The organism is Bradyrhizobium sp. S3.3.6 (assembly GCF_040546905.1).
Classification (GTDB): domain Bacteria; phylum Pseudomonadota; class Alphaproteobacteria; order Rhizobiales; family Xanthobacteraceae; genus Bradyrhizobium; species Bradyrhizobium cytisi.
Window position 1 is genome coordinate 47,587 of record NZ_JBEPOT010000011.1, and the last position, 13,680, is coordinate 61,266.

General features: G+C 64.4%; 15 protein-coding genes. All 15 read right to left on the reverse strand.

Annotation, left to right across the window (positions count from 1 at the left end):
* Positions 1 to 29 precede the first annotated feature (29 nt).
* The 15 genes from ABID59_RS27220 to ABID59_RS27290 all read right to left on the reverse strand — a co-directional run bounded on the left by ABID59_RS27220 (position 30) and on the right by ABID59_RS27290 (position 13,677).
* Positions 30 to 509: a rod-binding protein gene (locus ABID59_RS27220; protein ID WP_354033098.1), complete on the reverse strand. Its 480-nt coding sequence runs from the start codon at positions 507 to 509 to the stop codon at positions 30 to 32.
* Entirely contained in the window at positions 506 to 925 is a 420-nt protein-coding gene (locus ABID59_RS27225; RefSeq protein WP_354085439.1) for a hypothetical protein, read from the reverse strand. Before ABID59_RS27225 ends, ABID59_RS27220 begins: the two co-directional genes overlap by 4 nt.
* Before the next feature lie 6 nt (positions 926 to 931).
* Entirely contained in the window at positions 932 to 1,684 is a 753-nt protein-coding gene (gene fliR, locus ABID59_RS27230) for a flagellar biosynthesis protein FliR (RefSeq protein WP_354085440.1), read from the reverse strand.
* The gene (gene flhA / locus ABID59_RS27235) at positions 1,681 to 3,762 is read right to left on the reverse strand and encodes a flagellar biosynthesis protein FlhA (protein WP_354085441.1); all 2,082 of its coding nucleotides are present in this window, start codon (positions 3,760 to 3,762) and stop codon (positions 1,681 to 1,683) included. Before flhA ends, fliR begins: the two co-directional genes overlap by 4 nt.
* Before the next feature lie 79 nt (positions 3,763 to 3,841).
* Positions 3,842 to 4,108 (reverse strand): flagellar biosynthesis protein FliQ, encoded by a 267-nt coding sequence (gene fliQ / locus ABID59_RS27240; protein ID WP_148749524.1) that lies wholly within the window; start codon positions 4,106 to 4,108, stop codon positions 3,842 to 3,844.
* A gap of 2 nt (positions 4,109 to 4,110) precedes the next feature.
* Positions 4,111 to 4,530 carry a flagellar hook assembly protein FlgD gene (flgD, locus tag ABID59_RS27245; protein ID WP_148749525.1) on the reverse strand — a complete coding sequence of 140 codons (420 nt, stop codon included), beginning with the start codon at positions 4,528 to 4,530 and terminating at the stop codon, positions 4,111 to 4,113.
* A 14-nt stretch (positions 4,531 to 4,544) separates the two neighbouring features.
* Positions 4,545 to 4,955, reverse strand: coding sequence for a flagellar biosynthesis repressor FlbT (gene flbT, locus ABID59_RS27250; RefSeq protein ID WP_354085442.1), 411 nt, complete (start codon positions 4,953 to 4,955; stop codon positions 4,545 to 4,547).
* On the reverse strand, positions 4,955 to 5,299 hold the full coding sequence (flaF, locus tag ABID59_RS27255; protein WP_354085443.1) for a flagellar biosynthesis regulator FlaF: 345 nt from the start codon (positions 5,297 to 5,299) through the stop codon (positions 4,955 to 4,957). Before flaF ends, flbT begins: the two co-directional genes overlap by 1 nt.
* Positions 5,300 to 5,360: 61 nt before the next feature.
* On the reverse strand, positions 5,361 to 6,419 hold the full coding sequence (locus tag ABID59_RS27260) for a flagellar hook-associated family protein (RefSeq protein ID WP_354085444.1): 1,059 nt from the start codon (positions 6,417 to 6,419) through the stop codon (positions 5,361 to 5,363).
* 2 nt (positions 6,420 to 6,421) lie between these two features.
* A complete protein-coding gene (flgK, locus tag ABID59_RS27265; protein ID WP_354085445.1) occupies positions 6,422 to 7,900 on the reverse strand; it encodes a flagellar hook-associated protein FlgK in 1,479 nt (492 codons plus the stop codon).
* Between the two features lie 46 nt (positions 7,901 to 7,946).
* Positions 7,947 to 9,185: a flagellar hook protein FlgE gene (locus ABID59_RS27270; protein WP_354085446.1), complete on the reverse strand. Its 1,239-nt coding sequence runs from the start codon at positions 9,183 to 9,185 to the stop codon at positions 7,947 to 7,949.
* A 116-nt stretch (positions 9,186 to 9,301) separates the two neighbouring features.
* Positions 9,302 to 9,886: a transglycosylase SLT domain-containing protein gene (locus tag ABID59_RS27275; protein ID WP_354085447.1), complete on the reverse strand. Its 585-nt coding sequence runs from the start codon at positions 9,884 to 9,886 to the stop codon at positions 9,302 to 9,304.
* Complete coding sequence (gene fliK / locus ABID59_RS27280) at positions 9,837 to 11,192, reverse strand: flagellar hook-length control protein FliK (RefSeq protein ID WP_354085448.1); 1,356 nt, start codon at positions 11,190 to 11,192, stop codon at positions 9,837 to 9,839. Before fliK ends, ABID59_RS27275 begins: the two co-directional genes overlap by 50 nt.
* Positions 11,189 to 12,373 (reverse strand): chemotaxis protein, encoded by a 1,185-nt coding sequence (locus ABID59_RS27285; RefSeq protein WP_354085449.1) that lies wholly within the window; start codon positions 12,371 to 12,373, stop codon positions 11,189 to 11,191. The genes fliK and ABID59_RS27285 overlap by 4 nt, the downstream gene beginning before the upstream one ends.
* Complete coding sequence (locus tag ABID59_RS27290) at positions 12,370 to 13,677, reverse strand: MotB family protein (RefSeq protein WP_354085450.1); 1,308 nt, start codon at positions 13,675 to 13,677, stop codon at positions 12,370 to 12,372. The genes ABID59_RS27285 and ABID59_RS27290 overlap by 4 nt, the downstream gene beginning before the upstream one ends.
* Positions 13,678 to 13,680: the final 3 nt, after the last annotated feature.

The following is a 13,680-nucleotide window of genomic DNA, read 5'->3' on the forward strand; positions in this document are numbered from 1 at the left end:
CAACTTTCCTCACCCATGTCCCAGATCCATCAGCCCGACTTGCCCGTCACATCCGGACCAGCCGGATGCGCGGACGCGAGCTGCTTGGCAATTCCGATCCCCTTGCCCTTCGCAAGCTGGGCGCCAAGCTGCTCGGCCAGCATCGATTTCCAGACGCCGCCGGCGGTGCCCTTGCCGAACACCTCCTCCGACTCCTTCGGCAGCATCGTCTCGACGAAGGTCTGGAGGATGAACGCCTCGAATTTGCGATAGACATCGTCCGGACCGGGCTTCTTGATCACCTGCACCGGCGGCCCGTTCACCACCCCCGACTGCGCTTCCGTTACCTTTGCGGCGGATTGATCGGCCGCTGCCGCGGTCGCCTTGCCCGCCTCGGCGTCCATCGTCGCGGCAAAATCGGCGCCCGACGATTTCAGCGCGTCGAGCTTCGCAGTCGCGGCGCGCTGCGCCACCGGATCGGCGGCGTCGAGGACGTCGAGGACGAGGTCGGGTGTAGCTGTCACGATCATGTCTTGCTCCGGCTGGCTGGCCACGGCGTCAAATCGTGCATGACGGCATGTGTCTCCGTAATTTCCTCGAGCGAACGCTGCTCGGCATCGCGCAGCTTTTCGGCGAGCGCCACCTTGGCGACCTCCTCGAGCTGCTTTACCCGCCGGCTCTCCGAGCGGACCCTGTCGAGCTGCATCGCAGAGCGCTCCTGTACGGCGCGCGCGCCGACGGTCGTCCTGTTGAGGCGCCTCGCAATCGACTCGCTCGACGATCCGGCCGGCGGTTTTCCCTCGTTCAGAGCCCCGACCAGCCACGCCTGCTCATCCTGCATGGTCTGCTCCTGCTGCCGCAATTGCGCGAGCTGCCATTCGGACAGACGGAGCTGAAGCTTCACCAGCGAGACGATCCGACCGAGCTTGTCCGCGCGCGAGGTCATGGCCCGTCATCCCGCCAGCCATGACGACATGCCGAGCATGAATTGCGTCAGCAACTCGTCGCTGATGAGGTAGAGCAGCAGGAGACCGCCGACCAAGACGAACGGCACCGAGACGAAATAGACCGCAATCGACGGCGTCAGCTTGTTGATGAGGCCGACGGAAAAATTGACGATGACGGAATAGACGATGAAGGGGCTGGTGATCCGCAGCGTCAGCACGAACGCGTCCGTAAGCCGGGTCGCGAGCTGGTTCAGCGCCATCTCGCCGCTCAGTTTCTCACCGGGATGCCAGACATCGTAGGAGTTCATCAATCCGCGCAGGACCTGCCAATGCTGGTCGGTCAGGAAGAACAAGGTGGTGACCGCGGCCATGACCAGCGGCACCGAGGCCGGCGTCGGATCGTTGTCGCCGATCGGCACGCCCGGGATGTTGCTGAGCCCGATCGCGCTCGCCATGACGGTGGACATGGTCTGGAGCGCGAGGAAGAACACGCGCCCGCCGAGGCCGATGACGCTGCCGACCAGGAGCTCGGTTCCGATCAGCAGCGCGAGCGTCAACGGCGGCGCATCGTCCACGAGCGGCTTCAGGACCGAAACCAGAATCGGCGACAGCGCGAACGTCGTGACGAGCGCGACGAACAGGCGGATCTGCGGCGGAATGTTGGTGCTGGAATAGCCCGGCACCAGCATCAGGCAGGAGCCGATACGGCAGAACACGATGAACGTAGCGAGCACGTTGTCGGCGAGGCCGCTGATCACGAGATGGCTCCGAGCGCCCGGATCTCGGCGCTGCGAGCGACCTCGACATGCGACAGGATCGGCAACGTCGGGAACACCCGTTCCAGAATCATGCGGACATAGGGGCGGGCTTCCGGGGTCACCGCCAGCACTACGCTGGTGCCGTCCTCGGTGAATTTCCGGATCGCAGCACTGGCTTCGGTCGCGAACTGTTCGATCAGGCGCGGGTCGGCGTCGAACTCGACGACGTCGCCCTTGCCATCGCGCTTCAGGTTCTGGTGAAAGGCGAGATCCCAGCGGTTGCCGAGGCGAAGGACGTTGAGCACGCCATTGTCGGAGAGATCGCCGCAAATCTGCTGAGCCAGGCGCATGCGCACGTGCTCGGCCACCTGCTCGGACCGCCGCACATGGGGCGCGATCTCGGCGATCGCCTCGAGGATCAGATGAAGGTTCCGGATCGACACCCGCTCGCCCAGCAGGATCTTCAAGATCGCCAGTAGGCCCGAATAGGAGATCTGCGACGGACAGAGATCGTCGATCAGGCGCTTGTACTCCGGCTCGAGCCGGTCAAGCAGTCCGCGCATGTCCTTGTAGGACAGGAGCTGAGGAAGATTCGCCCTGAGCACCTCGCTCAGATGCGTGAGCAGCACCGACAGATTGTCGACCGGCTTGCAGCCCTGCCGCCTGACCTCATCGGTGAAGGCCTCGGTCACCCACAGCGCCTTCATGCCGAACGCAGGCTCGATCACCTCGTCGCCGGGTACGTCGGGTTTGCCGTCCTTGTCCACCAGCACCATCACCTCGCCGATCCTGAGCTCGCCATGAGCGACGCGGGTATCGTGGATCCGGATCTGGTAGCCCTTCGGGTCGATCGATAGACTGTCCGACAGCTTGATCTCGGGAACGACGAAACCATACTGCTTGGCAAACTTCTTGCGGATCTTGCTGACGCGGTGGGCAAGCTCGTTGCGCGAGCCGAGCAAATGGACCGACAGATGGCTGCCGAGCGACAGCTCGATCTCGGCGGTCTTGAGCGATTCCTTGACGGACTCCTTGGCATCGCTCTGCGCACGCTCTTCCGACTTGCGCGCCGCCTCCTTCTGCTGCGCGGCCGCCTGCCGTCTCGGCAGCGAGTAGCCGACAAAGGCCATGACGCCGCCCAGCAGCACGAATGGCGCCATCGGCAGCCCCGGCATCAAGGCGAGCACGAACATCATAAGCGACGCCGCCGACACCGCGCGCGGGTAGCCGCCGAGCTGCCGCAGCACCGCCTGCTCCGCCGACCCCCTGGTGCCGCCCTTGGAGACCAGGAGGCCCGCCGAAAGCGACACGATCAGTGCCGGCATCTGCGTGACCAGACCGTCGCCGACGGAGAGTTTTGTGTAGACGTCGGCAGCGCGCGACAGCGTCAGACCGTGATGGGTGACGCCGATGATGATGCCGCCGAAGATGTTGATCGCGGTGATGATCAGGCCGGCGATGGCATCGCCGCGGACGAATTTCGAGGCACCGTCCATCGCGCCGAAGAAGGAGCTTTCCTCTTCGAGCTCGCGGCGCCGGCGCTGCGCTTCCTTGTCATCGATCAGGCCCGCCGACAGGTCTGCGTCGATCGCCATCTGCTTGCCCGGGATGGCGTCCAGGGTGAAGCGTGCGCCGACTTCGGCGATGCGCGTCGCGCCCTTGGTGATCACGACAAAATTCACCGTGACCAGGATCGCGAAGATGATCAGGCCGATGACGAAGTCGCCGCCCATGACGAACTTCGAGAAGCCGGCAACGACATGGCCCGCAGCCTGTTCGCCCTCCCCTCCGCGGGACAGGATCAGTCGGGTCGTCGCGACGTTGAGCGCCAGCCGCAGGATCGTCGCGATCAGCAGCACGGTCGGGAAGGCGGAGAAATCGAGCGGACGCTGGATCCACAGCGCGACCATCAGGATCAGGGCCGACAGCGCGATCGAGAAGGCAAGGCCAAGGTCGATCAGGAACGGAGGTATCGGCAGGAACAGGATCGTGAGCATGGCCACGATACCGCCCGCGAAGAAGGCATCCGCGCCGAAACGTCGCGGGTTCGGCAGGCTAGCAACTAAAGTATCGGCCATGGGTCACCGGCAGCAGGGTCCGCCCTGCAATTTGCCCCGCAAAGCTTACGCGGGGGTGGTGGCCGGAGCGTTCCGCGGATCAGAAGCCGTGCTCGATCCGCGAATAGACCATCTCGGTGAAGGTGGAGATATGTGCGCCGATGAAGGAGCCGGAGACGGCCACGACCACGAGGATGACGACGATCTTCGGAACGAAGGTCAGCGTCGCCTCCTGGATCTGGGTCAGGGCCTGGATCAGCGCGATACCGACACCGACCAGCATCCCGGCGCCGACGGCGGGTCCGCAGGCAACGAGGATGGTCCAGATCGCCGCCTGGATGATGTCGAGGGCGTCCCGCTCGTTCATGGCTAGCTGATCGTGAGGCCGGGGCCGACCGCGACCTTGGTGCCGTCATCGAGGGTTGCAACGGAGCCATTGCTGTTGATCGAGATCGAGGCGACTTTGCCGGTGAAGGTCGCTCCGGTCGAGTCGGTGAAGCTGACGTTTTTCCCGATCAGCCCGTCCGCCTGCGACAGCGCCTGCGAGGACAGCAGCGAATCCAGCTTCGTATTGGTCTGCATCGCCTGCTCGACCGACGACAGCTGGGCGAATTGGCTCATATATTGCGACGTATCCATCGGATTGGTCGGATCCTGATTCTTCATCTCGGCGATCAGGAGTTGCAGGAATGTGTTGTAATCGACGGTGTTGCTCGACGTGGCCGTAGGGGACGAGGTCGAGTTCGTCGAATTGGTGCTTGTGGTATCGGTCGCGCTGGGGACGTTCATGTGCCTCTCCGCTGTCAGGCAGCTTCGACTGGGGATTCGGTGGTGGCGCCGGCGAGGATCGCCTGCTCCAGGGGAAACAGCGCCCGGATCCGCTTGAGTGCCTCGAAGTAGCGGGTTCCGCCGACCATCTCGTCGATCGCGGCGAGCCCGTGCAGCATCTCGTGGTTCTCGCACACAGCGAGCAGGGCCGCGTGGTGCTGCCCATAGAGCGAGGCGGCGGCACCGATATCCGTCGGGTTCATCAGCATGAGCTGGACGATGAAATAGAGCTGGCGCATCGCCGTGATGGCGTCGGAGGCCTGCATGACCTGCCCTTCGAGCAGGAACATCACGTCGTTGACGAGCTCGAGCGAGACCTTGCGGTCCACGCGCAGCACCGCGCCGTTGATGTAGACCCGTTCGCCCGCCCGCAAGGAAATCTTCATTAAAGCGCGTCTCGGATCATGCGGTTGATTTCGACGAGCTGCATCACGTCGTTCGATCGTTCTTCACGAAGGCGATCGGCTTCCTTGACGACCCACAGGCCGATCGAGATGATATCGGCGCGCAGCTGTTCGGGCAGTCCGTTCTCCGGATGCGCGAGATCCTCGATGAAGATGGTCCACAGCCGCCGGACGTAGAGCAGGCTCTGGACCTGATCCTCCCTGCTGTGGTGCTCCTTCTGGAGCCGCTCCAGCCGGTCGATGCCGAGGCTGAGCGCCTGCCGCTCGCGCCCGCGCGCCTCGTAGCCGCTGTCTTCAACGACCGTTTCGTAGGCTTCAAAAGTCATCCGGACAACTCTGCGCAGAAAATTGCAAGAAACTAAAAGCGAACGCGACCGCCGCGCTGGCTCAGAGATAGTTGATGAGGCTGATCTTCTGGAGCTGCGAGGTGAGCGCGAGCGCCGTCTGGATCTGGGTCTGCAGCGCATTGACGCGTACCGATGCTTCCGTCGGATCGACCTGCTCCATGCCGACGATCTGATTGTTCAGAATGTCCTTCTGGGTCTTGAGCTTGTCGGTCGCGGTGGTTAGCCGCTGCTGGACCGTGCCGACGCTGCCGCCGAGCGCAGCAAGGTCTGTGATGGCGCTGCCGACGAGGCCGATGGCCTTGTCCACGACGACCTGGAACGTCGGCTGGTTCAGGTTCGCATTCCCGAGATCAGCCATCATGGTGTAGGCCTCGGCGAGCTTGCGGAAGCCGATCTGGTTGGCGCTGACGGAGGTGTCGGCGATCTCGGTCGTGGAGATCCGGCTTTGCATGACCTGGTCGGTGGCCGAAGACCATTTGGCGTTCCAGGCCGGGCTTGCGAACTCGGCGTCGAAGGTGGTGTTGAGGAAGGTCTGCATCTGAGCAGGCGTAATGCTGCTCACGCTGGGCGAGGATTGCGGGAAGCCGAAGCCCGCCGGTGGCGCTGCCGCGAAATCCGCATCGACCTGGTTCTTGCTGGCCGAGCCGGCGGTGTAAGGCGTGATCGGCTGGTTCTGCGTGTTGATGCCCGAGAACAGATACGAGCCGTTATAGGAGATGTTCAGCGCGCCGATCAGGTCCTGCAGGTTGGAGGACGCCGGCGGCAGGATGATCCGCCCGCCGCCGTCGGTGCTGCGGGCCGCGATCAGGTCCTTGAGGAAGTCCGTTGCGGTCGAGCTGAGCTGGGTGATGCGATCCTGGGTCACGTCCAGGCGCCCCGCGACGAGCCCGTTGGTATCGACGAGCTGGTCGGCGAAGCTCATGTCCGCCCGCAGGGTGACGTCGCCTCCCGTCGTGGCACCGAGCTCGAGGCCGACATCGGCGAAGCGGCCGGTGGTCGCCTCCGTCGAGGCCTTGCTCAGCGCAGCCTGGTTGTTCGTGATCGAGTACCTCAACGACGAGGACAACATCAGGGTGGAAATGTAGTTGGCGCTCATCATGACTAATTCCCCACGGCGGCTAGCAAGGCTTGCAACATCTGGTCGACGGTCGAAATGATCTTCGACGAAGCCGAATAGGTACGCTCGACCTGAAGCATCAACGACATCTCGTCGTCCATGTTGACGCCGTTGACGTTCGACAGCGCCGTCGTGCTGCGGTCGAGCAGCGTGCTCTGGTACTGGGAGCTGTCGTTGGCGGTCTTGCGCTGGTTTTCGATCCAGCTCGTCGACGACGACGCGTAGTCGATCAGGCTGCCGTTCGGCTTGCCCTGCGTGGTCGCATCGAACGGCTGCGACGCATCCATGTTGCTGATGAGCTGCTGCAGCCGGGTCGAATAGCCGCCGCTGCCGGCGGTGTTATATTGATAGGCGACGTTGCCGCTGATCGCGCCGTCGCGCAGCAGATTGGGGTTGCCGCCCTGAGCCGGATCGACCGATGCGGCAACCGAGATCGTGCCGGCGAGGCCCACCGAGACGGTGGCGCTCGCGGGCATCGTCGGCGCGAGGGGATAGGTGAACAGGCCAGGCCTGTCGGCCAGCGTCGGGACGGTCGACTGATCGCTTTCCTTGAAATCATTGATCAGGCCGCGGGCGATTTCGTCGAGCTGGCTCTGATAGGTGACCGTGTCGTTGTCGCGCAATTGGGCGAGACCGGCGAGCTTGCCGGACTTGATCGGCATCACCGAATTGGCACCGGTCACGGGCACGCCGTCGATAAAGACCGCATTGCCCGTGATGCTCGCCGAATAGGAGGTGGTCGGGGCGAAGCTCACCGACCGCGCCGTCTTGTCGAACAGCACCACGCCGCTGTCGGTGTAGAGCGCGGCATCGCCGTTGGTGCGGATCGACATCGTGACGCCGACCTCCTGCGACAGCTTCGAGACGATGCTGTCGCGCTGGTCGAGATAATCGGTCACGTCGTCGCCGGCGATCGTCCCCTTCACGATCGCCGTATTGACGGTCTGGAACTGGGAGAGCAGCTGGTTGATGTTCTGGACCGAAATGTTCATGTCGGCATCCGCGCCCTCGCGGACCGACTGCACGGTCTGGGTTGCCTGGTTGAGCGCGGTCGCCATGTCCTTGGCGGACGTGACGGCGGCCTGGGCCAGCGTGGTATTGTCCGGGGCGTTGGCATATTGCTGAAGCGCCTGCTTCAGCGCATTGAGTTGCGCGGTCGGCGACTGGTCGAGTTGCGGATCGTCCACCGTGGCAGATGCGATCTTCTGGAGACCGTCATAGATCGCGCTCTGCGTGGCGGCCGCGGAGGTCGCGGTCAGAACGTTGCTGTACAGACCTGAACTGGCGGCGCGCTGGATCGCCGCCACGTAGACGCCGGCGCCGGGAAGATTGTCCAGCACCGTGATCTTGCGCGAATAGCCGGTCGAGCTGGCGCCGGCGATGTTGCGCGAGACGGTCGACGACTGGATGCCCGACGCCATGAGCGAATTGCGGGCGGAGTCGAGGGCTGAGGTGAGGGACATGGCGTGCTCTTGAAAGTTCTCTTGCCCGGAATCGGCGCCGAGGGACTCAGCGCTTCAGGTTGACGACGACGTCGAGCAGATCAGCGCCGGTCTGGAACGACTTCGAGTTCGCGGTGAAGCCACGCTGCGCCGAGATCATGTCGGTCAGCTCGCTGGCAAGATCGACGTTGGAGTCTTCCAGCGCGCCGGACTGGATGGTTCCGAGACCGCCCTGGCCGGCCAGGCCGACCTGTACGTTTCCGGAGTCCAGGTTCGGCGAATAGACGTTGCCGACCTCGGGCGTCAGATGGTCCGGGCTCGGCACGGTGGCGAGCGCGATCTGGAAGCTCGGCAGCTGGGTGCCGTTCTTGAGCACTGCGGTGACCACGCCCTTGGAGTCGATGTCGACCTTCTCCACTGCGGACGGTGCATTGCCGTCGACGGTCGCCTTGAAGTCGAAGCTGGAGGCGACCTGGGTCATGGCCGAGAGATCCATGGTGAAGGGATAGGTCGAACCGCCGGCGCTGGGAACGTTGAACGAAAGCGACTTGGTGCTCGCGGCAGCCAGCGCCCCCTTGCCGGCCGCCGTCGTGTCAAAGGTGAACGTTGTGCTGGGGCCGGTCGGCGCGAGCAGCGACCCCGCCTGGTAGACTTGGACATCCCAGGTATCTGTGTTGGTCTGGGCAAGATAGACGTCAAGCGTTACCGCATTGCCGATATTGTCGTAGGTCACCATTGACGTCTTCGACGTATAGTTGGTCGGACTCGCCGGGGCGGTCAGGTTGGTGGCGCTCGGAGCCAGATTGGCGGCGACGGTTGCCTTCGTCGAAGCCGACGCCTGCAGCGCCATCTGATTGACGTTGATCACCTGAAGGCCGCCGAAGCCGTTGGCGGAAACGTTGGGCGCAGCACCGTTCTGGATGTTGTAGCCCATCAGCTGGAAGCCGGCCGTGTTGACGAGGTTACCTGTGCTGTCGGGCACGAAGGCTCCGGCGCGTGTCAGAAAATTGTTGCCGTTGGTATCCTGCACGACGAAGAAGCCGTTGCCCTGGACCGCGAGGTCCGTCGTCGAGGTCGTGAACTGGAGGTTGCCGGGATCGGTGATGGCGTAGCGGACCGTGGTCTCGACCGCGCCGGAATCGTAATTGCCGGAGCCGCTCTTGAGGATCAGCGAGGAAAATTCCGTCGAAGCCCGCTTGTAGCCGACCGTGTTGACGTTCGCGATGTTGTCCGAGACCGTCGACAGCTTGTTGGATTGCGCGTTCATCCCGGAAACGCCGGTGCGCATAACACCATACAGGCTCATGAAATTGGTCTCCTTTGGCAGATTGTCGTTACAATGGGGGGTCTTGCTTGCGCGGGGCTGATGGTCCGTCACGATGCACAACTTGGTGCGATGCATCGTCATTTCACGTCGTTTCTTCATGTTGTTTTGGGTTGGCATAACGAGCGCGCCTTGTCGGTCCACGCGCCGAAGCCGCTGGAAACGAGATGCGCGACGATGTGGCAGACATAGCGCTTCTGCGCCGGCTGATTGTTGGGGCCGGCATTGTAGCGGGCGACCGCCATGGTCCAGCTTCCCTCGCGTTGCTTCAGCTCCTTGAGGAAGCGTGCGGCGTAGTCGACGTTCCTGGCCGGATCGAACATCGCCCGCACCGACGTGAACTTGTCGCCGTGAAAATAGTGATTGATCTGCATGCAGCCGAGATCGATCAGCTTGATGCCCTTGGCTCGCATCGCTTCGAAATTCGCCATCGCATCATCCATGTCCTTGGCGAACACGGTCTGCCCTTCCGCACCGAGCGCGTAGGGATAGAGTGCACCGCGCCGGCCGGTCTCGGTGAGGCCGACGGCATAGAGAATGCCGAGCGGAATCCCGTGCTGCTGCGAGGCGCGCGCCATCTCGCGCTCGCAGGGGCGCGCAGTGCCGGTCGCGGCCGCCTCGGCGGCGCCGGCGCTACAGATAAACAGGGCCGCGACGAGTATGCGGCGCCACGTCCTGGTCATGGCGTGCCTCCTGGTTGGGCTGCTGATCCTGCCGGGCTTGCCTGGCTCCGCCGTCCGACTGGCCGGACGACGTGCCCGCGCCGCTGAACGCGCCTTGCGACTGGGATGATTGCTGTTGCTGACCCGGGAGCTGTGGCTGCGACTGGCCGGATCCGGCCCTGAATCCGTCGAGTGAGCCGTGCTGTACGGGCGCGACGTCTGCCACGTAGCCCGCCGACTGCATCAGGTCGCGAATCTGGTCACGCTGCTGATCCAGCATCGCGCTGGTGTCCTTGCGTTGCGCGGCAAGCTGAACCGACACCTCGGTGCCGACAAGACGAAGGCGCACGGTGACGTTGCCGAGATCGGGCGGCTCGAGATTGACGGTGAGGATCTTGACCGGCTGATCCGGCGAATTGCTCTGGGCGCCCACGAGATCGGCCGCGGCGGAGGCGGCCGGCGCTGGCGATCCCTTCAGCTCCGACACCACTGCGTTGGCGACCTGCTGGGTCGCGCTGAACTGCGGCACGGGAGGCAGATGCGTCTCCTGCTGAACCACCGTAACCTTGGTCGTTTCCGGCAGGGCGTCGCGGCCCGCGGACTTTGCGGCGCGCTCGACATTCGCCGTGACGGCTTCGAACCCGGATGTGGCAGCGGGCATGGCTTTCGGTTGAACGTCGCTTTCCTCCGGCATCGCCTGTTGGCTCGCCGCGGCCGGATGCGGGTGCGGCCCGAAGGCATCGGCCGTGGAACGCGCGACAGTCGATGGCGCGACGGTCGGTGACGCTGCGGCGGAACGCGCGACATCTGCCGTCCCCGCCCTTGCGTCTGTGATGCTCTGAATCTCGCGCTTCGCTGCGGAAGGCCGTTCGTCGCGGGTCGAATTGTCCTTCTTGTCGTTCGACGGCTGCGGCGTCTGCATCGTCACGGCCTGCGCGGCGGCGAGTTCCTGCCCCGCGATCGTCGGAACGCTCAATCTGCTCGCGACGTCCTCCTTCGCCGTTTGATCGACCGGGTCTTTCTTGGTCGACGATTTGGGCTCCTCGGGGCGCTCGTGCACCGGCTCGTCCTTTGGCGTGTCGGGCTCGGTCAGCTGAGCCAGGCGCGGGCGTACTGAAGCAGCTTTTGCAGTCGCCTCGCTGCCCTGATCGTCCAGCGCCCGCTTGGCCATGTTCGAGACGGTGTGGAGCAGATCGTGAAACGATGAATCGTCTGCCGTTTTCGCGCCCGTCGTCGTCGTCCCCTTCGCCGAACGGGATACCCCACGCGTAAGACTTTCGGCGAGGCCTGCGAAAAGCTGTCCGGAAGTTCCGCTAAGCTTGGTCATGGACGGCGATCCTTAGTGAGACGCTCCAGTTCGCCGAGCTGCGTCTGGGCGCGCGCGAGCATTGCGTTCGACGACGCGAGATCGATCCGCGCCGGCGTGAGCGGCGGCTTGTCGGCCGACATGGCAGCAGTCGGACCTGCAATCGGCTTGCGGACATCGAGCGCGAGCTGGAGGGTTGCATTGAGGAGCAGGACGTCGCGCTCCGCCAGCTTCGTCCTGTCGAGCGCCTTCAGCTCGGCAAAGCCGCCGTCATATTCGTCAGTAAGCGCGCGGGATGCGCCGCGGTAGAAATGGGCGCGCTCGCGATCGGGCGTGGCATCGGCGCTGAGCGTCAGCGCCCGCTCGCCTGCGAGCCGGGTAACGGTGAGTTTGCCGCGAACCAGCGCGCCACGCGCGATCACTAGATAGAGCTTCAGGCGGCTGGCGCGGTCGACCTGTTCCAGCAGCGCCGCGATCCGCGCAAAGCGGCGATCATCCAGCGCAAGGGTCGATTGCGTCAGGCCCGTGGAGAAGCGCTGCCAGAAATCGCTGGCATAGACCGAGTTGCGGTAGTGGCGGATATAGGCGAGCGTCAGGAACTCGAACTTGTCGAAATCCTCCGCCTGCCCGACCAGCAGGATCTCGCGCCGCAGCGCCGCCTCCTCGACCAGCGTGCCGGGCAGTAGCAGGCGCGCGTCGTCGAGACGCTCGATCGCAAGCGAAGCCTCGGAGCGAGCGAACAGCGCGCCCTGGACCAGCGCCACCTGCCCGCCCATGCCGGACGAGATCGTGCGCGGCTTGATGTCCTTGAGCAAGTCCCTCGCCTCGTCCTGCCGGCCTTCGACATAAGCGAGCGCGCCGTCGAACAGCCGCGCATCCACATTGATCTTGTCGCGCGGCAGCTTGCGGACAATCTGCGGAGCGCCGCCGCTGAGCAGATAGATCACGACCGCCTGGCCGTTCTGCGGATTGCTCCACACGCTCGCGTCGGCGGCGAGAAATTTTTCGCCGATCTGCCGGATCAGCGCGATATGGCTGGCATGCGCCGCGGTGTCGCCATTGGCGATACCGTCCTGCACCGCCTGCAGCGCGCGGACGAGCTCAAACGGCTCCCCGGACGGCGCCGTCGGTTCGGCAGATGCGCGTGTCGCCACGAGCGACAGCACCATCAGCATCGCGGCGCGGAGCAGCGGCTTGGTCAAGAGCGCTTCTCCCGGATCAGGATCTCGATCCGTCGATTCTGGGCGGCAGCCGGATCGTTCTGAAGCTTTGGCCGGCGGTCGGCGTAGCCTTCGACATGCTCGATCCGCTGCGCATCGACGCCGGAGCGGACCAGCATGTAGTAAGCCATCTGCGCGCGTGCCGTGGACAGCCGCCAATTGTCGTAATTATCCGACTTGTAGGGCCGATTGTCGGTATGGCCGCGAACGATGATCATGCCGCGGCGCTTCGCGATCAGTGGGCCGATCTTGTCGATGGCGCGAACGAGCTCTGGCCGCGGCTCGGCCGAGCCGACCGCGAACATGCCGAAGCTCGCATCGTCGGTCAGGCTGATCAGCAAGCCCTCGTCGACCTGACGGACCTCGGCCACCGGCCCGGCGCCTGCCTTGATATCCGACAGGGCATCGGCGATCGCAGACTGAAGCTGCTTGACGGTCAGCTGCTGGGCCTGCACCGCGTCACGCTGCTCGGATTCCTTCGGAGCGTCGGTCGGACGTGCCTGCGGCACGACGCTGGCCTGCGTGTTCGGCTGAACGCTGCCGTCGCGCGCCGACGATGATGGCGCCGGTCCTGGCGGCAGCAACGGCGACTGGCTCGTGGACGACGCCTGCGCGTCGAGGGCCACGCTGCCGCCGGCATCATCGGTCCTGCCGCGGCGCGGCTCACCCTGATTTGTGCCGGCCGGAGTGTCGCGCACGGAAGCATTCGGCTTCGGCTCGCCCTCCATGATTCTGTCGGCCTCCTTCGAAGCCTCGGGCGCAAGCTTCCAATAGCCGGGATCGAACGGATCGCGATAGGCATCACCGCCCTTGAGGCCATCCTCTTCGGCCGAGGTCAGCGCACCGGCGCGGCGCTGGCCCGAGGCCTGGTTCGAGCTCGCCGCGATCTCGGCAAGCGTTGCGTAGGGATCGCGGAACAGAACCTTCTCTTCGTAGAAGGGCGGCTTCTCGGCCGTCGGCGAGTCGCCGCGGCGCTCCTCGTTCGGGCCGGACGGCTGGCGCTTGCCATCCTGCCCCTCGAACGTCGTCGGCTCCTTCTTGGTGAGATCCTTCAGTCCCTTCGGCGCGGGCGCGTTCTCCGCGAGCTTGATCGGGTTGAAGTAGCTCGCGACCACCTGTTTCTGGTCCTGGTTGAGGGCATTGAGCAGCCACATCACCAGGAAGAACGCCATCATCGCGGTCATGAAGTCCGCATAGGCGATCTTCCAAACGCCACCGTGCGCCTTCTCGTCTTCGAAAGCGCTCCGCCGACGGATAATGACGAGCTCGTGCTTGACCTCCTCCATGGT

Bases quoted from the DNA above. Each gene is read 5' to 3' on its own strand.
- ABID59_RS27220 (WP_354033098.1), bottom strand. From the start codon at position 509: ATGATCGTGACAGCTACACCCGACCTCGTCCTCGACGTCCTCGACGCC.
- ABID59_RS27225 (WP_354085439.1), bottom strand. From the start codon at position 925: ATGACCTCGCGCGCGGACAAGCTCGGTCGGATCGTCTCGCTGGTGAAG.
- flhA (WP_354085441.1), bottom strand. From the start codon at position 3,762: ATGGCCGATACTTTAGTTGCTAGCCTGCCGAACCCGCGACGTTTCGGC.
- fliQ (WP_148749524.1), bottom strand. From the start codon at position 4,108: ATGAACGAGCGGGACGCCCTCGACATCATCCAGGCGGCGATCTGGACC.
- flgD (WP_148749525.1), bottom strand. From the start codon at position 4,530: ATGAACGTCCCCAGCGCGACCGATACCACAAGCACCAATTCGACGAAC.
- flbT (WP_354085442.1), bottom strand. From the start codon at position 4,955: ATGAAGATTTCCTTGCGGGCGGGCGAACGGGTCTACATCAACGGCGCG.
- flaF (WP_354085443.1), bottom strand. From the start codon at position 5,299: ATGACTTTTGAAGCCTACGAAACGGTCGTTGAAGACAGCGGCTACGAG.
- ABID59_RS27260 (WP_354085444.1), bottom strand. From the start codon at position 6,419: ATGATGAGCGCCAACTACATTTCCACCCTGATGTTGTCCTCGTCGTTG.
- flgK (WP_354085445.1), bottom strand. From the start codon at position 7,900: ATGTCCCTCACCTCAGCCCTCGACTCCGCCCGCAATTCGCTCATGGCG.
- ABID59_RS27270 (WP_354085446.1), bottom strand. From the start codon at position 9,185: ATGAGCCTGTATGGTGTTATGCGCACCGGCGTTTCCGGGATGAACGCG.
- ABID59_RS27275 (WP_354085447.1), bottom strand. From the start codon at position 9,886: ATGACCAGGACGTGGCGCCGCATACTCGTCGCGGCCCTGTTTATCTGT.
- fliK (WP_354085448.1), bottom strand. From the start codon at position 11,192: ATGACCAAGCTTAGCGGAACTTCCGGACAGCTTTTCGCAGGCCTCGCC.
- ABID59_RS27290 (WP_354085450.1), bottom strand. From the start codon at position 13,677: ATGGAGGAGGTCAAGCACGAGCTCGTCATTATCCGTCGGCGGAGCGCT.